Source organism: Klebsiella sp. 4_1_44FAA (genome assembly GCF_000238715.1).
GTDB classification, from domain to species: domain Bacteria; phylum Pseudomonadota; class Gammaproteobacteria; order Enterobacterales; family Enterobacteriaceae; genus Klebsiella; species Klebsiella pneumoniae.
Genome location: NZ_JH414798.1, coordinates 617,096 through 632,908, shown reverse-complemented (window position 1 = coordinate 632,908; position 15,813 = coordinate 617,096). Strand labels below are relative to the sequence as shown.

14 protein-coding genes and 1 other RNA gene are annotated in these 15,813 nt (G+C 57.7%); 7 read left to right on the top strand and 8 right to left on the bottom strand.

Translation table 11 applies throughout. The features are described from left to right. Nucleotides 1-7: 7 nt before the first annotated feature. Together HMPREF1024_RS22605 and HMPREF1024_RS22610 are read right to left on the bottom strand one after the other, a co-directional pair. Nucleotides 8-1,039: a methionine synthase gene (locus tag HMPREF1024_RS22605; RefSeq protein WP_002909005.1), complete on the bottom strand. Its 1,032-nt coding sequence runs from the start codon at nucleotides 1,037-1,039 to the stop codon at nucleotides 8-10. Between the two features lie 23 nt (nucleotides 1,040-1,062). Then, nucleotides 1,063-2,043 carry a DUF1852 domain-containing protein gene (locus tag HMPREF1024_RS22610; protein ID WP_002909008.1) on the bottom strand — a complete coding sequence of 327 codons (981 nt, stop codon included), beginning with the start codon at nucleotides 2,041-2,043 and terminating at the stop codon, nucleotides 1,063-1,065. A 569-nt stretch (nucleotides 2,044-2,612) separates the two neighbouring features. Here HMPREF1024_RS22610 and HMPREF1024_RS22620 point away from each other — a divergent pair. After that, nucleotides 2,613-2,933, top strand: a complete 321-nt coding sequence (locus HMPREF1024_RS22620; RefSeq protein WP_002909010.1) for a hypothetical protein — start codon at nucleotides 2,613-2,615, stop codon at nucleotides 2,931-2,933. 97 nt (nucleotides 2,934-3,030) lie between these two features. Here the strand turns inward: HMPREF1024_RS22620 and HMPREF1024_RS22625 are convergent, their stop codons facing one another. From HMPREF1024_RS22625 to HMPREF1024_RS22635, 3 genes are all read right to left on the bottom strand, one after another. Continuing rightward, the gene (locus HMPREF1024_RS22625) at nucleotides 3,031-3,279 is read right to left on the bottom strand and encodes a GlsB/YeaQ/YmgE family stress response membrane protein (RefSeq protein ID WP_002909014.1); all 249 of its coding nucleotides are present in this window, start codon (nucleotides 3,277-3,279) and stop codon (nucleotides 3,031-3,033) included. A 204-nt stretch (nucleotides 3,280-3,483) separates the two neighbouring features. Then, nucleotides 3,484-3,894, bottom strand: a complete 411-nt coding sequence (gene menI, locus HMPREF1024_RS22630) for a 1,4-dihydroxy-2-naphthoyl-CoA hydrolase (RefSeq protein ID WP_002909015.1) — start codon at nucleotides 3,892-3,894, stop codon at nucleotides 3,484-3,486. Next, a complete protein-coding gene (locus tag HMPREF1024_RS22635) occupies nucleotides 3,891-6,947 on the bottom strand; it encodes an FAD-binding and (Fe-S)-binding domain-containing protein (protein ID WP_009307612.1) in 3,057 nt (1,018 codons plus the stop codon). Before HMPREF1024_RS22635 ends, menI begins: the two co-directional genes overlap by 4 nt. 218 nt (nucleotides 6,948-7,165) lie before the next feature. Between HMPREF1024_RS22635 and ydiK the strand changes: the two genes are divergently transcribed. After that, nucleotides 7,166-8,278, top strand: a complete 1,113-nt coding sequence (gene ydiK / locus HMPREF1024_RS22640; protein WP_004148729.1) for an AI-2E family transporter YdiK — start codon at nucleotides 7,166-7,168, stop codon at nucleotides 8,276-8,278. Between the two features lie 188 nt (nucleotides 8,279-8,466). Continuing rightward, an RNA gene (rprA, locus tag HMPREF1024_RS28270) (antisense sRNA RprA) lies at nucleotides 8,467-8,574 on the top strand. Between the two features lie 85 nt (nucleotides 8,575-8,659). On the opposite strand, the gene ppsA is transcribed toward rprA, so the two are convergent. Continuing rightward, nucleotides 8,660-11,038: a phosphoenolpyruvate synthase gene (ppsA, locus tag HMPREF1024_RS22645; protein WP_002909055.1), complete on the bottom strand. Its 2,379-nt coding sequence runs from the start codon at nucleotides 11,036-11,038 to the stop codon at nucleotides 8,660-8,662. A 75-nt stretch (nucleotides 11,039-11,113) separates the two neighbouring features. Between ppsA and HMPREF1024_RS31070 the strand changes: the two genes are divergently transcribed. The 4 genes from HMPREF1024_RS31070 (at nucleotide 11,114) to hemP (ending at nucleotide 13,747) form a co-directional block, all read left to right on the top strand. Further along, nucleotides 11,114-11,233 (top strand): hypothetical protein, encoded by a 120-nt coding sequence (locus HMPREF1024_RS31070; protein WP_009484225.1) that lies wholly within the window; start codon nucleotides 11,114-11,116, stop codon nucleotides 11,231-11,233. A gap of 144 nt (nucleotides 11,234-11,377) precedes the next feature. Next, the gene (locus HMPREF1024_RS22650) at nucleotides 11,378-12,211 is read left to right on the top strand and encodes a pyruvate, water dikinase regulatory protein (protein WP_002909061.1); all 834 of its coding nucleotides are present in this window, start codon (nucleotides 11,378-11,380) and stop codon (nucleotides 12,209-12,211) included. A 154-nt stretch (nucleotides 12,212-12,365) separates the two neighbouring features. Further along, nucleotides 12,366-13,412, top strand: a complete 1,047-nt coding sequence (aroH, locus tag HMPREF1024_RS22655) for a 3-deoxy-7-phosphoheptulonate synthase AroH (protein ID WP_009307611.1) — start codon at nucleotides 12,366-12,368, stop codon at nucleotides 13,410-13,412. A 155-nt stretch (nucleotides 13,413-13,567) separates the two neighbouring features. Then, complete coding sequence (gene hemP, locus HMPREF1024_RS22660) at nucleotides 13,568-13,747, top strand: hemin uptake protein HemP (RefSeq protein WP_014343179.1); 180 nt, start codon at nucleotides 13,568-13,570, stop codon at nucleotides 13,745-13,747. Between the two features lie 29 nt (nucleotides 13,748-13,776). Here the strand turns inward: hemP and selO are convergent, their stop codons facing one another. Together selO and HMPREF1024_RS22670 are read right to left on the bottom strand one after the other, a co-directional pair. Then, on the bottom strand, nucleotides 13,777-15,219 hold the full coding sequence (gene selO, locus HMPREF1024_RS22665; protein ID WP_009307610.1) for a protein adenylyltransferase SelO: 1,443 nt from the start codon (nucleotides 15,217-15,219) through the stop codon (nucleotides 13,777-13,779). 113 nt (nucleotides 15,220-15,332) lie between these two features. After that, nucleotides 15,333-15,797, bottom strand: coding sequence for an NlpC/P60 family protein (locus HMPREF1024_RS22670; protein WP_002909082.1), 465 nt, complete (start codon nucleotides 15,795-15,797; stop codon nucleotides 15,333-15,335). Nucleotides 15,798-15,813 lie beyond the last annotated feature (16 nt).

Sequence of the window (15,813 nt, the reverse complement as noted above, 5' to 3'; positions counted from 1 at the left end):
CCCCGCCTTACTTTGCCGCCAGCTCGCGACGAATAATCTCGGCGCCGGCGCTCAGGGCGTGCAGTTTGCCGGTCGCGACATGGCGCGGCAGCGGCGCCATACCGCAGTTGGTGGACGGGTAGAGTTTGTCGGCATCGACGAACGCCAGCGCCTTGCGCAGGGTTCCAGCCACCTCTTCCGGGGTTTCGATCGCATGGCTGGCGACATCGATCGCCCCGACCATCACCTTTTTACCGCGGATCAACTCCAGCAGATCCATCGGCACGCGCGAGTTGTGGCACTCGAGAGAGATAATATCAAGGGACGATTTCTGCAGCTGCGGGAAAGCCTCTTCATACTGTCGCCACTCGGAGCCCAGCGTCTTTTTCCAGTCGGTATTGGCCTTGATGCCATAGCCGTAGCAGATATGCACCGCTGTCTCACACTTCAGCCCTTCGGTGGCTCGTTCTAAGGCGGCGATCCCCCAGTCGTTGACCTCATCGAAGAAGACGTTAAAGGCCGGCTCATCGAACTGAATAATATCAACCCCCGCAGCCTCTAACTCTTTCGCTTCCTGATTGAGGATTTTAGCAAATTCCCAGGCCAGCTTTTCCCGGCTTTTATAGTGGTTGTCATACAGCGTGTCGATCATGGTCATCGGGCCCGGAAGCGCCCATTTGATCGGCTGACTGGTGAGCTGCCGCAGATAGCGAGCGTCCTCCACGAAGACCGGTTTCTGGCGCTCCACGGCGCCCACCACCGTCGGAACACTGGCCTCATAGCGGTTACGAATTTTCACGATCTCGCGTTTGGCAAAATCCACCCCGCTGAGATGCTCGATGAAGGTGGTGACAAAGTGCTGCCGCGTTTGCTCGCCGTCGCTGACAATATCGATCCCGGCCCGCAGCTGGTCGTCGAGGGATAACCGCAAGGCGTCGCGCTTGCCGGCCAGTAATTCTTCGCTGGACAGTTTCCAGGGCGACCACAGGGTCTCTGGCTGCGCCAGCCAGGAAGGTTTCGGTAAACTGCCGGCGGTCGATGTCGGAAGCCATGTTTTCATAGTCATTAGCCTTTTATATGGGTTTAGCAAAGCGCGAAATTAGCAGACCATTGCTCAAGCAACGTCTTGTGCGGGTTGATAAAATGTTGTTGTGTAAATTTCCCCTGCTCAATCGCCAACAGGCTGCGCTCTTCCCGGTCATAGACGATTTTTGTTAATGAATGATCCAGGTGGCTGAGATTGGGCTGATAGTATTGCCCCGCCGGGGAGTTGGCATTGTAGATCTCCGGGCGATATATTTTCTGAAACGTCTCCATCGTGCTGATGGTGGCGATCAGTTCCAGGCTGGTGTAATCGCTGAGCAGATCGCCGGTAAAATAAAAGGCCAACGGCGCGACGCTGTTTTTTGGCATAAAATAGCGTACCTGCAGCCCCATTTTGCTGAAATAGCGCTCGGTCAGCGAGACGCCTTCCTGAGCATATTCAATGCCGAGGACCGGATGTTCGTTACCGGTGCGATGGTAAACATCTTTACTGGAGACGCTCAGGCAAATCACCGGCGCCTTGCTGAAGTTGGCGCGCCAGGCGCTGGATTGCACAAAATCCTTAAAGATATTGCCGTGCAACTCGCCAAAGTTTTCCGGTACGCTGAAGCGACTCTGGTCCTTATTATGTTCCAGAAGCAGTACGCTAAAATCGTAATCCCGCACATAGGAGGAGAAGTTATTGCCGACGATACCGGCATGACGCTCCCCGCTCTTTTTATCGACAATATGCGTTTGCAGGATCTCAATCACCGGGAAGCTGGCGCTATCCTGAGCAATATTCATCTCGACAGAAATAATATCCAGTTCCACCGCATAGCGATCGTTATGGGGATTATCCCAGTGGGCCAGGCTATTAAAACGGTTATTCATCATGATTAACGTATTGCGCAGATTTTCCTCACGGTTCACCCCTCTGGCTAAATTAGCGAAGTTGGTGGTAATACGCGTATTTTCCGCAGGGTTATAGTTTTCATCAAACCGGGTGCGCTTAATCGTATAGGTAAATTTATTATTCATGGCGATTGTCCATCCTGATGGCGGGCATAAAGCGAACCCGGCGGAATACTCTCCACCAGCCTGGCGACGCGGAGTCAGGCCGGGCGCGCTTCAACCGGTAAATGTTGTTGATTCGTTAATGAACCTATTTTTGCCAGAGTCAGCGCTGGAGGGAAAGCGACTTAAATTCAATGCAACATGAGCCATCCTCATGTTGCTCCAGGCGGTGGCCGATGGCCGACGCAGGCCGACAATATTAGTCAATAAACGTTTGTTCAATGGATGTCGGCAGGGTACACTCTTTAACCACTATAAGATGGGCTTTTACCTGCCCGCCGTACCCGTTTAGCTGGAGCTTTTGTCGTACAGAATGATTGTTGATATCAGTATTATGTCGATGTGCATGGCCGTACTGCTGATTATGAGCGTACTGCTGAATTAAGAGGCTCCCGAACGCAATGACACTCGCTCTCATCTGACCTCCACATTCGCGAGGAAAAAAGAAGATTCAGAGGATTCGCGCCGCCTGGGATTGTTCCGCCTGCCGGCACCCTCTACTCTTTTGGGACTTGCTTATTGAGGAATCCCGGATGAAAAAAGCTCTGCTTGCCCTGTTCGCTATCGCCACCGTTACCGCCGCCAGCGCCTTTGCGGCTGATAAAACCGACGTCCCGGCGCCTGTCGTCGATAACGGAGTCCGCCCGCCGATGGAGAGGGATCGTGGCCCCCTGCCGCCGTTCCCGCCGCAGCTTCTGCCGCACAGACCGGTGCTGTTTTCAGCCACGGTAGCAACCGATACGCCAGCGGAAACCATTAACAAACTGACCGCGCTGATCCCCGCCGGCCAGGCGAAACACTACGAAGTGCACGTTGAGGTGGTGCCGGTTGGCGAGGGAACCGACAGACAATAGCCCAGGGGATATCTACGCTGTCATCTGTCAGCAATAAAAAAGCTGCCGCATATCGCGGCAGCTTTTATGTACTTATTTACAGCTGAGCAGCTGAAAATTAGCTACGCACTTTCCGGTAGATAAACAGTACCACCAGCGCACCGATAACCGCTACCACGAAGCTGCCGAAATTAAACCCATCGACCTTGCCAAAACCAAACAGGGTACTGATCCAGCCGCCGACCACGGCGCCGATGATCCCCAAAATAACGGTCACGATAAATCCGCCGCCATCTTTTCCCGGCATAATCCACTTGGCTAAAATACCGGCAATAAGTCCAAAAATGATCCAGGAAAGAATACCCATGGTTAACCGTCCTCTTGTTACCTTTAAGCATTTAGTATTGAAAAGAGTAGCATAAATAACGAGAGTGGATCGGTAATAATATAAATATTAGATAATTCCCTGCCGACGCCCGGCTGATCTTGTGACAACATCTCTGGCTCTGGCAGGCCGGCTCTCGCTTATTACCTTAAAAAAAGGGAGGCTATTCGCCTCCCGCCATGCGGCTTATATTACCGCGGTGGTTAGTCGTGATGAACAACATAACCGCGACTGTTCGTCGAAGATTTCAATTTGCCAGACCTGATGGCGCGTCCCGACGTGCAGCGCTTTGCAGACGCCGCGCACCCGGCCCCCGCGCGCCGAACGGATGTGGTTGGCGTTAACCTCCAGCCCCACCACCTTTTGTTCGCCTTCGCTGCACAGATAGCCTGCCACCGACCCCAGGGTCTCCGCCAGCACCACCGACGCTCCGCCGTGCAGCAGGCCAAACGGCTGCTGTGTGCGGCTATCGACCGGCATAGTGGCCTCCAGCGTATCGTCGGTAACGGTCTCAAAGCGAATATCGAGCAGCCCTACCATGTTCCCCTCACCGAGCCGGTTGAGCTGCTCCAGCGTGGCCTGACGTTTCCAAATCATCCGATTATCTCCAGTAACGCCTGCAGCGGGTGGCGAACGCCGCTGCCTTCAATACGCTTCACCTGACTGCGGCAGGAGTAGCCCGTCACCAGACAGCGGTTTCGCGGCAGCCGCTGCATCGCCTGCTGCCAGGAGAGCGCGTAAATGGCCAACGAGTTGGCGTGGTTTTTCACTTCATGACCATAGGTGCCAGCCATCCCGCAACACCCAACGCTGACGTTTTCCAGCTTCGCGCCGAAGTGGGCAAAAATATCTGCCCACTGCTTTGTCGCCGCCGGTAGCGCGGTCACTTCGGTACAGTGACCGAACAGGTACCAGGGCTCACCGCCCAGATCGGGACGGGCGTCGCTGGTTAGGGCCTTCGGCAACCACTCATGGACTAACAGCACCTGGAAATCGCCGCGCTTGTCGCCGAGCGTCTGCTTGTACTCATCGCGGTAGCAGAGCACCAGCGCCGGATCGACGCCCACCAGCGGCATGCCCAGCTGCGCCACGCGGTTGAGGAAGTCCGCCGTCTTCTGTGCGGTGCGCGCGAAGCGGGTGAGGAAGCCTTTGATATGCTGCGCCTTGCCGTTCGGCGAGAACGGCAGGAGCACCGGCTGATAGCCTAAGGCCTCGACCAGACGGATAAAGTCGGCCACCACCTGGGCGTCATAGTAGCTGGTGAAGGGATCCTGCACCACCAGCACCATCTTCGCTTTCTGCTCGGCGCTCAGCGCTTCGAGCTGCTCAAGGGTCATATTGGCGGAACGGTGGCCGGCCATCTGCTGCTTCAGCGACGGCGCCGAGAGCAGCGGCAGATCGACCATCCCGATATGCTTCTCCGACAGCTTTTTCAGCCAAGGCTGGTTAATAAAAAAGTTAAAGGTCTTCGGCGCCTGCGCCATCAGCGGCGCATAAGATTCGACCGAGGCCACCAGATGATCGCGCACCGGCCGCAGATAGCGGCTGTGGTACAGCTGCAGGAAGCGCGAGCGGAACTCGGGAACATCGATTTTGATCGGGCACTGGGTCGAACAGGCTTTACAGGCCAGACAGCCGGACATCGCCTCTTTGACCTCATGCGAGAAGTCATATTCGCCTTTGCGCGCATGCCAGCTGTTGCGCGTGCGCGCCACCAGCGAGCGCAGGCTGACGCCCTGCTCCGGCAGCGCCTTCTCCAGCTGGTTGGGATCGACGCCGCGGTCGGCCAGCAGGCGCAGCCATTCCCGCACCAGCGTCGCCCGCCCTTTCGGCGAGTGGATGCGCTGGTTGCTGACTTTCATCGACGGACACATCGGGCTCTTGACGTCAAAGTTGAAGCACAGCCCGTTGCCATTACACTCCATCGCCCCACGCCAGCTGCTGCGCACCGCGATGGGGATCTGCCGATCCCAGGTGCCGCGCTTCGCCGCATCGACTTTCATCATCGGCGCGTCGATACCTTCCGGAGGACAGATTTTCCCCGGATTCAGGCGGTTATCGGGATCGAAGACCGCTTTGATCTTGCGCAGCTCGGCATACAGCGTCTCGCCAAAGAAGGCCGGGCTGTACTCCGCGCGGAACCCTTTGCCATGTTCGCCCCACAGCAGGCCGCCATACTTCGCCGTCAGCGCCACCACATCGTCGGAGATCTGCTTCATCAGCACCTCCTGCTGCGGATCGCACATGTCCAGCGCCGGGCGCACGTGCAGCACCCCGGCATCAACGTGGCCAAACATGCCGTAGCTTAGGCCGTGGCTGTCGAGCAGCGCGCGGAACTCGACGATGTAATCCGCCAGATGTTCGGGCGGTACGCAGGTGTCCTCGGCGAAAGGAATAGGCTTGGCGGCGCCTTTGGCATTACCCAACAGGCCGACGGCCTTCTTGCGCATGGCATAGATGCGCTCCACGCCTTCAAGATCGTGACAGACCTGCCAGCCAATGACGCCCGCCTCGCTGGCGGCCATCAGCTCGTCCAGCCGCTGGCACAGGGTAGTAACCTGCTGGTCAATCAGCGCCGCGTCATCGCCGGCGAATTCGACGATATTGAGCCCGAGCATCTCTTTATCCGGTACGTCGGTGATCAGTTCGCTTACCGAGTGCCAGACGATATCCTCGCGCGCCAGATTGAGAACTTTAGAATCGACGGTCTCCACCGACAGGGCTTTCGCTTCGACCATAAAGGGCGCATTGCGCAGCGCAGAGTCGAAGGAGTCATATTTGACGTTGACCAGACGGCGCACCTTCGGCAGGCGGGTGATATCCAGCCGCGCTTCGGTAATAAACGCCAGCGTCCCTTCCGAACCGGTTAAAATACGGGTCAGGTCGAACTCGCTCATCTCATCGTTAAAGACGTGACGCAGATCGTATCCGGTGAGGAAGCGGTTGAGTTTGGGAAACTTATCAATGATCAGGTCACGCTGCGCCTTGCAACGCTGGTAGACCGTGTTGTAGATCCGGCCAACCGTCGAGGGGGTATTGCCCAGCGTCTCCGCCAGCGCCACCGGCACCGCCTGGGTATCGAGGATATCCCCGCCCATCAGCACCGCCCGCAGGCCGAGCACGTGATCCGACGTTTTGCCGTACACCAGCGATCCCTGGCCGGACGCGTCGGTGTTAATCATCCCCCCCAGCGTGGCGCGGTTGCTGGTGGATAGCTCAGGCGCAAAGAAGTAACCATAGGGTTTAAGAAACTGGTTCAGCTGATCTTTGATGACCCCGGCTTCAACGCGCACCCAGCCCTCTTCGGGGTTGATTTCGATAATGCGGTTCATATAGCGGGACATATCGACGATAATCCCCCCGTTCAGCGCCTGGCCGTTAGTGCCGGTGCCGCCGCCACGCGGTGTGAAGATCAGCGATTTAAAACGCGGTTCGGCGGCGACGCGCGCCAGCAGCGCCACGTCCGCCGTGGATCGAGGAAAAATGACCGCATCCGGCAGCAGCTGATAGACGCTGTTGTCGGTGGCCATCGTTAGCCTGTCGGCATAGCTGGTGGCGGTATCGCCGGTAAAACCCTGTTGCTCCAGTACCTGCAAAAAATTCAGCACCAGTTGAACTACCCCTGGCGCCTGAGAAATTTGTGGGATCATCACGCTTGACCCTGCCTGACTATGTTGTGTTTGAAAATATTGTGTTGGTGCTAACTAAACGTTTGCGTAGCGCATTCAACTTTTTATCACATTTTTTTCATATGCGCCCACGTGTTTTCTGTGCAAAATCAGCCCGGCAAAATTATTGATATTATTATCAGTATATGGATTTACGCGGCGCCAGCTGTTTGGCGCGACTGGAAAGGTAAAATTTCTCTATGATTAATCCCCATCAGCCTCGGGACATTCCGCAAATACTGCTGTCGGTGCTGTTCCTGGCCCTGATTATCATATCCTGCCTGTGGGTTGTGCAGCCGTTTATTCTGTCCTTCGCCTGGGCCGGTACGGTGGTGATCGCCACCTGGCCGGTGCTGCTGCGTCTGCAGCGTGTGCTGTTCGGCAAACGACTGCTGGCGGTGCTGGCGATGACCCTGTTGCTGTTTCTGCTATTCGTTATTCCTATCGCTCTGCTGGTCAACAGCCTGGTGGATAACAGCGTTCCGCTGATCAAACTCATCAGCAGCGGAAATGTGACGCTGCCGGATTTCGCCTGGCTCAACAGCGTACCGCTGGTCGGCGATAAACTGTACTCCGCCTGGCACGGTCTGCTGGATATGGGCGGCTCGGCGATTATGGCCAAGGTTCGTCCCTATATTGGCACCACCACCAGCTGGTTTGTCGGTCAGGCGGCGCACATCGGCAAGCTGCTGGTCTACTGCGGTTTGATGCTGCTGTTCAGCGCGCTGCTCTACTGGCGCGGCGAGCAGGTGGCCTATGGTTTCCGCTACTTCGCCACGCGCCTCGCGGCCAAACGCGGCGACGCCGCGGTGCTGCTGGCCGGCCAGGCCGTGCGCGCCGTGGCGCTGGGCGTGGTGGTCACTGCCCTCACTCAGGCGGTACTGGGCGGGATTGGCCTTGCCGTCTCCGGCGTGCCCTACGCCGCTCTGCTGACCGTGGTGATGATCTTTACCTGTCTGGTTCAGCTCGGCCCTTTACTGGTTTTGGTGCCGTCGATTATCTGGCTTTACTGGAGCGGGGACACCACCTGGGGCACCGTGCTGCTGGTCTGGAGCTGCGTAGTCGGCACCATGGACAACGTTATTCGTCCGGTGCTCATCCGCATGGGCGCCGACCTGCCAATGATCCTTATCCTCACCGGCGTCATTGGCGGCCTGATCGCCTTCGGCATGATCGGCCTGTTTATCGGTCCGGTGCTGCTCGCCGTCTCCTGGCGACTGTATGACGCCTGGGTGCATGAGGTGCCGCCGCCGCCGAAAGACCCTGACGTCGTCCTTGAAGAGCTCAGTGAGCTGGAGGCCGGTCGCAAGTAATGCCTGGCAGGCGGGGAGACCCGCCTGTTTCTTTGCCCGCATATTGTTAAGCAAAATTTATTGATCGCCGGCAATGCGCTGGCCCCGCGCGCCCTTCACCTCGCTTTCCTCCCCCGGTCCTTCACAACAATTTAACTATTGAGAGGAATCTGATCGACGGCAAAGGCCCCGCTGCCTACTATTAGCTCACGGTTATAAATCAACACCTTGATTTATAAGCATGTAAATCCCCTGAGTGAAACAACGAATTGCTGTGTGTAGTCTTTGCCCATCTCCCACGATGGGCTTTTTTTTGCCCTGCGCATCACGACACCAGATAGCCTGACACCGGTAAAAAAATCCCCGGCATCGCTGCCGGGGATCGGTCCTGTCAGGGCGAACTTATTTTTTCAGTTCCGCCAGACCTAACCAGGTTTGTACCACGGTATCCGGGTTCAGGGACAAGCTATCAATCCCCTCTTCCATCAGCCAGGCGGCGAAATCCTCATGGTCAGACGGCCCCTGGCCGCAGATGCCGACGTATTTACCCTGTTTCTTCGCCGCGCGGATGGCCATCGACAGCAGGGCTTTCACCGCGTCGTTGCGTTCATCAAACAGCTCAGAAACCACACCGGAATCGCGATCCAGACCGAGCGCCAGTTGGGTCATGTCGTTCGAACCGATGGAGAAGCCGTCGAAGTACTCGAGGAACTGCTCCGCCAGCAAGGCGTTCGACGGGATCTCGCACATCATAATGATCTTCAGCCCGTTCTCGCCGCGCTTCAGCCCCTGACGCTCCAGCTCTTCGACCACCGCTTTCGCCTGGGCGACTGTACGGACGAAGGGGACCATCACTTCAACGTTGGTCAGTCCCATGTCGTTACGCACGCGCTTCATCGCTTCGCATTCAAGGGCGAAACAGTCGCGGAAGCTTTCGGAAACGTAGCGTCCGGCGCCGCGGAAGCCGAGCATCGGGTTCTCTTCTTCCGGCTCATAGCGCTCGCCGCCCACCAGGTTGGCGTATTCGTTCGATTTGAAGTCCGACAGACGCACGATCACCCGTTTCGGATAGAAAGCGGCGCCGAGGGTGGCGATCCCTTCGGTCAGGCGGCCAACGTAGAACTCTCTCGGCGAATCGTAGCCTTTCATCAGCTCGCGGATTTCGTTCTGCAGGCCCGGCTCCTGGTCGTCAAACTCCAGCAGCGCGCGCGGATGAACGCCAATCATGCGGTTGATGATAAATTCCAGCCGCGCCAGACCGACGCCTTCGTTCGGCAGGCAGGCGAAGTCGAACGCGCGATCCGGGTTGCCGACGTTCATCATCACCTTCAGCGGCAGATCCGGCATGTCGCCGACGCTGGAGCTCTTGACGCTGAAGTCGAGCAGCTCGGCGTAGACATAGCCGGTGTCGCCTTCGGCGCAGGAGACGGTGACATTCTGATTTTCCTGAATGCGATCGGTAGCATCACCGCAGCCGACCACCGCCGGGATCCCCAGCTCACGGGCGATAATCGCCGCGTGACAGGTACGCCCGCCGCGGTTGGTGACAATCGCCGAGGCTTTTTTCATGATCGGTTCCCAGTCCGGGTCGGTCATGTCGGTAACCAGTACGTCGCCTGGCTCAATGCGATTCATCTCGCTGATATCGTGGATCACCTTGACCGGACCGGCGCCAATGCGGTGGCCGATGGCGCGCCCTTCGGCGATGATCTGCCCCTGAGCGTGGAGGGTATAACGCTCCATCACCTGGCCGCGGGAACGCACGGTTTCAGGACGCGCCTGGACGATAAACAGCTTACCGGTGTGGCCATCTTTCGCCCACTCGATATCCATCGGACGGCCGTAGTGCTTCTCGATCTGCACCGCCTGCTTCGCCAGCTCCTGCACTTCCTCGTTGCTTAACGAGAAAATATCGCGCTGCGCCTGCGGCACATCTTCGATACGCACCTGTTTACCGTGCTCCTGGGTCGGCGCGTAAACCATACGGATCTTTTTCGACCCCATGGTGCGGCGCACGATCGCCGGACGGCCAGCGGCCAGCGTCGGTTTGTGGACGTAGAATTCGTCCGGGTTCACCGCGCCCTGCACCACCATCTCGCCCAAACCCCACGCCGAGGTGATAAACACCACCTGGTCAAAGCCGGATTCGGTATCGATGGAGAACATGACGCCGGAGGAGGCCAGATCGGAGCGGACCATCCTCTGCACCCCGGCGGAGAGCGCCACGCCGCGGTGATCGTAACCCTGATGCACGCGGTAGGAGATTGCGCGATCGTTAAACAGCGAAGCAAACACGTGCTTCACGGCAACGAGCACGGCGTCAAAGCCCTGCACGTTGAGGAATGTCTCTTGCTGCCCGGCGAAGGAGGCGTCCGGCATATCTTCCGCGGTGGCGGAAGAGCGCACGGCGAATGAGGCCTCGGCGTCATCGGCGGACAGCAGGTCATAAGCATCGCGAATCGCGTTTTCCAGTTCGCTCTGGAAGGGGGTATCGATGATCCACTGTCGGATCTGCGCGCCCGCTTTCGCTAATGCGGAAACGTCGTCAATGTCGGTTTCATCCAGCAGCGCATAGATGCGCTGGTTAACACCGCTTTGGTCCAGGAACTGATTGAAAGCATCAGCGGTGGTGGCAAACCCGTTAGGTACGGAAACACCCATACCGGACAGATTCGTAATCATTTCACCAAGGGAGGCATTTTTGCCCCCAACTCTGTCTACATCATTCATGCCGAGTTGGTTATACCAAAGCACCAGCGGTGACGAGCCATTGTTGGACATCGAGACAATCCTTTTGTGATTTAATACCAGTGAAAAAAATTTCACGATCGACTGCAGGATTATCCTGACATATTTATGAAGCTGAAAAAAACGGTGAATCGTTCAAGCAAATTATTTTTTCATTTTTCGGACTGTTCCCCCGATATTGCTAACTTGATGATTTTTAGGAATTCTGATGGAAAACGCTGGAAATAACGGCGACAAAAAGAAAATGAACCACCCTTTTCATAAAAAACAAAAATAGCGTTTCAATTTTAACAAGAGACAAATCAAACAGGGATATGCTTAAATTTAATATCCGCTTTCAGGCAATTAAACTCATTATACCGGATGGTCAAAATGGAAAGTGCTGTAGATCGCCACGTATTTTATATTTCTGACGGTACCGCCATCACGGCGGAGGTGCTGGGGCATGCCGTGATGTCGCAATTCCCGGTCGCCATCAGCAGCGTAACCCTGCCGTTTGTGGAAAACATCAGCCGCGCGCGGGCGGTAAAGGAGCAGATCGACGCCATCTATCAGCAAACGGGTATTCGCCCGCTGGTGTTCTACTCCATCGTCATCCCGGAAATACGCGACATTATTCTGCAAAGCGAAGGCTTTTGTCAGGATATCGTGCAGGCGCTGGTGGCCCCGCTGCAGCAGGAGCTCAACCTCGACCCGACGCCGGTGGCCCACCGCACCCACGGCCTCAACCCCGGCAACCTGATTAAATACGATGCGCGTATCGCCGCCATCGATTATACCCTCGCCCATGACGATGGCATCTCGCTGCGCAACCTTGACCAGGCGCAGGTGATCCTCCTCGGCGTCTCGCGCTGCGGCAAAACACCCACCAGTCTGTATCTCGCCATGCAGTACGGTATTCGCGCCGCCAACTATCCGTTTATCGCCGACGATATGGACAATCTGGTGCTGCCGGCCTCGCTGAAACCCCTGCAGCATAAGATGTTCGGCCTGACCATCAATCCGGAGCGTCTGGCGGCGATCCGCGAGGAGCGCCGGGAGAACAGCCGCTACGCCTCGCTGCGCCAGTGTCGGATGGAAGTGACCGAAGTGGAGGCCCTGTATCGCAAGAATAAAATCCCCTGCCTGAACAGCACCAACTATTCCGTTGAGGAAATAGCGACAAAAATCATGGACATCATGGGGCTGAATCGCAGAATGTACTAATACACTAGTACATTATTAAAAATTTGTTTATGCTATCACCCGTGGCCTATACAGGATCATGCCCTGCTCTTGCAATAAGCAGGGATTGGTTTATCGTGATGCGCATCACTTCCCGGCATTTTCGCCGCGGAAGAAACAGATTTTTGAGACCCCAATGAATAAAACAGACGAATTGCGTACCGCGCGCATTGAGAGCCTGGTAACGCCCGCGGAGCTGGCCCAGCGCCATCCCGTGACGGCCGACGTGGCTGTCCACGTCTCGGCCTCCCGCCGCCGAATTGAAAAAATCCTCAACGGCGAAGACCGCCGACTGCTGGTGATTATCGGCCCCTGCTCCATTCACGACACCGATGCGGCGCTGGAGTATGCCCGCCGCCTGCAGGGCATGCGCGAGCGCTACCAGCCGCAGCTGGAGATCGTGATGCGCACCTACTTTGAAAAACCGCGTACCGTGGTGGGCTGGAAAGGCTTAATCTCCGATCCCGACCTCAACGGCAGCTACCGGGTCAACCACGGAATTGAGCTGGCGCGGCGCCTGCTGCTGCAGGTTAATGAGCTGGGGGTACCGACGGCCACCGAGTTTCTCGATATGGTGACCGGTCAGTTTATCGCCGATCTCATCAGCTGGGGGGCCATCGGGGCGCGCACCACTGAAAGCCAGATCCACCGTGAAATGGCCTCAGCGCTCTCCTGCCCGGTTGGATTTAAAAACGGCACCGACGGCAATACGCGTATCGCGGTGGACGCCATCCGCGCCTCCCGCGCCAGCCATATGTTCCTCTCTCCGGACAAGCAGGGGCAGATGACGATTTACCAGACCAGCGGCAACCCGTATGGGCATATTATTATGCGCGGCGGCAAACGGCCAAACTATCACGCCGAGGATATCGCCGCCGCCGGCGAGGCGCTACGTGAATTCGATCTGCCGGAACAGCTGGTCGTTGATTTCAGCCATGGCAACTGCCAGAAGCAGCACCGCCGTCAGCTGGAGGTGTGCGCCGATATCTGTCAGCAAATTCGCGCGGGCTCCACCGCCATCGCCGGGATTATGGCCGAAAGCTTCCTGCAGGAAGGCACTCAGAAAGTGGTCCCCGGCCAGCCGTTGACCTGGGGCCAGTCGATCACCGACCCCTGCCTGAGCTGGGAAGACAGCGAAAGATTATTGAGCGAGCTGGCTGCGGCCACCGCCACACGCCTGTAACCGCTCCGCCCGCCGCGCCTGCGGCGGGCAATTCTCTTCGCTGACTCCCCTACCAAATCCGGTAACACGATAAATAACGCTTGCCGTCAAAAACAACATTATTGATAATGATTATCATTGTTGCCTTGATTTTTATTTTGAGAGCTATGACGCGTATGGATAACACTGCCACAGCTGAAAAACCAAAAGACAATGCCCCTTATCCCGTGGCGACGGACAGAGAGATCAGCAGTCGGGTTCTGTTAGGCAGCGAAGGACGAGTAGTGATTGAGCATGGCGGCCAGCGCTATCTGCTGCGCCAGACCCACGCCGGGAAGTTAATTCTGACCAAGTAAGCGCCCCGCTGAGCGCGGGGCGAGGCAAGTTAGCTCGAGCAGCTGACTTCCAGACGTTTCCCCCAGTCCGGCGGGCGGCGGACGTAGTCGTCCTCGCGATCGGTAAAGGGGTCTGCCAGCGCGGCATGCAGGCGCTCCAGCTCGCCCATATCGCCCGCCTCAGCCTGCTCGATCGCCCGCTGCGCCAGCCAGTTACGTAACACCAGCGCCGGATTCACGCCCTGCATCCTCTGCTGGCGCTGCGCGTCGTCCACCTGTTCATCACGCAGCCGCGCACGATACCCGGCAAACCAGCTGTCAAAGGCCGCGCGGTCGATAAACTCATCGCGCAGCGGCGATGCGGCGCTGAGCTGTTCGCTGTGGCTCAGCAGGCGGAACGTCCGGGTATAGTCGCTCTTCTCGCGGATCATCAGGGCAAACAGCCCGTCCAGCAGGTCGTTATCCCCTTTCTGCTGGCTGAACAGGCCGAGTTTATCGCGCATCCGCTGGCCATAAGCGGTCAGCAAGGCGTGCTGATACTCATCCAGCGCCGCGTTTAACGCTTCAGCGCTGATAAACGGCGACAGCGATTGGGCGAGACGCTGCAGATTCCACAGCCCCACCGCCGGCTGGTTTTCAAAACTGTAGCGCCCCTGATAATCGGAGTGGTTGCAGATGAAGTCCGGTTGAAAATCGTCAAGGAAGCCATACGGGCCGTAGTCGATGGTCAGACCGAGAATCGACATGTTGTCGGTATTCATCACCCCATGGGCAAAGCCCACGGTTTGCCAGCTGGCGATAGTCTGCGCGGTACGCGTGACAATGTCACGGAACCATAACAGGTACTTGTCCGCCTCATCCTGCAGCTGCGGCCAGTGGTGGCGAATAACATAGTCGGCCAGTTGCTTGACCTTCTGCGGCTCACGGCGATAGTAAAAATGTTCGAAATGGCCGAAGCGCACATGGCTCTCGGCCACCCGCATCAGCATCGCGCCGGGCTCCACGCGCTCGCGGTAGACCGGGGTATCGCTGGTCACCATCGCCAGGGCGCGCGTCGTCGGGATCCCCAGAGCGTGCATCGCCTCCGACGCCAGACTTTCCCGGATCGTCGAGCGCAGCACGGCGCGGCCGTCCCCCATCCGCGAATAAGGAGTCAGGCCGGCGCCTTTCAGATGCCAGTCGTAACGGCGGCCATCCGCCAGCTGCTGCTCGCCGAGCAGGATCCCGCGTCCGTCGCCCAGCTGGCCGGCCCAGGCGCCAAACTGATGGCCGCTGTATACCTGCGCCAGCGGCGACATGCCCGGAAGCAGCGCTTCGCCGCCCCAGACACCGGCCCCGCTTTCAGGCGCAAACAGGGCGTCGGGCACCCCCAGCTGTTGCGCCAGCGGGGCGTTGCGCCAGATGAGTCGGGCGTTATCCAACGGCGTTGGTGACAGGGAAGTGTAAAAGTCCGGCAGTTCATCCCGCCAGTGGGTGGTAAAAGAAAGGGTCATGGTTCCTCCTCTCTCCAGTGTAGTGCCTGGAACAGCGGATTAACACGGGCGGAGTGCAGGGTTATCGGCATAAAAAAGGGAAGCGTTCGCTTCCCTCTTGCTTCTGAATGACGTCAGATTCGCCGCGCCTGCCAGAACTTTTTGTTCCAGTAGACGTTATCCAGCGAGGAACGGGTGACGCCCTGGCTGGTGGAGGCGTGAATAAACTGGTTGTCGGTATCGTAGATGCCAACGTGCAGGCCACTCTCCCCTGAGCCGGTTTTGAAGAACACCAGATCGCCGGGCAGCAGATCGCGCTTATCGATGCGGGTGCCGATTTCCGCCTGCTCGCGGGTTTCACGCGGCAGCTGGAGGGCAAATTTATCGCGAAACGTGCGCACCACGAAGCCAGAGCAGTCAACGCCGCGCGGCGTCATGCCGCCGTAGCGATACGGCGCGCCGCGCCAGCTGCGCAGCTGCTCGTTCAGATTCGCCACCACCGTAATGGAGTCTGCCAGCCGAGGATTCGGCGGCGGTGCCCGATGGCTGCTGCAGCCGGCTAAAATTAACGCCGCCGCCAACATGAACCAGAAGCGCATTTCAGATGATCCCTCT

What these genes read in the sequence shown, in the direction of transcription:
- HMPREF1024_RS22605 (WP_002909005.1), bottom strand. Translation starts at nt 1,039, where the DNA reads ATGAAAACATGGCTTCCGACATCGACCGCCGGCAGTTTACCGAAACCT.
- HMPREF1024_RS22610 (WP_002909008.1), bottom strand. Translation starts at nt 2,043, where the DNA reads ATGAATAATAAATTTACCTATACGATTAAGCGCACCCGGTTTGATGAA.
- HMPREF1024_RS22620 (WP_002909010.1), top strand. Translation starts at nt 2,613, where the DNA reads ATGAAAAAAGCTCTGCTTGCCCTGTTCGCTATCGCCACCGTTACCGCC.
- HMPREF1024_RS22625 (WP_002909014.1), bottom strand. Translation starts at nt 3,279, where the DNA reads ATGGGTATTCTTTCCTGGATCATTTTTGGACTTATTGCCGGTATTTTA.
- menI (WP_002909015.1), bottom strand. Translation starts at nt 3,894, where the DNA reads ATGATTTGGAAACGTCAGGCCACGCTGGAGCAGCTCAACCGGCTCGGT.
- HMPREF1024_RS22635 (WP_009307612.1), bottom strand. Translation starts at nt 6,947, where the DNA reads ATGATCCCACAAATTTCTCAGGCGCCAGGGGTAGTTCAACTGGTGCTG.
- ydiK (WP_004148729.1), top strand. Translation starts at nt 7,166, where the DNA reads ATGATTAATCCCCATCAGCCTCGGGACATTCCGCAAATACTGCTGTCG.
- ppsA (WP_002909055.1), bottom strand. Translation starts at nt 11,038, where the DNA reads ATGTCCAACAATGGCTCGTCACCGCTGGTGCTTTGGTATAACCAACTC.
- HMPREF1024_RS31070 (WP_009484225.1), top strand. Translation starts at nt 11,114, where the DNA reads ATGAAGCTGAAAAAAACGGTGAATCGTTCAAGCAAATTATTTTTTCAT.
- HMPREF1024_RS22650 (WP_002909061.1), top strand. Translation starts at nt 11,378, where the DNA reads ATGGAAAGTGCTGTAGATCGCCACGTATTTTATATTTCTGACGGTACC.
- aroH (WP_009307611.1), top strand. Translation starts at nt 12,366, where the DNA reads ATGAATAAAACAGACGAATTGCGTACCGCGCGCATTGAGAGCCTGGTA.
- hemP (WP_014343179.1), top strand. Translation starts at nt 13,568, where the DNA reads ATGGATAACACTGCCACAGCTGAAAAACCAAAAGACAATGCCCCTTAT.
- selO (WP_009307610.1), bottom strand. Translation starts at nt 15,219, where the DNA reads ATGACCCTTTCTTTTACCACCCACTGGCGGGATGAACTGCCGGACTTT.
- HMPREF1024_RS22670 (WP_002909082.1), bottom strand. Translation starts at nt 15,797, where the DNA reads ATGCGCTTCTGGTTCATGTTGGCGGCGGCGTTAATTTTAGCCGGCTGC.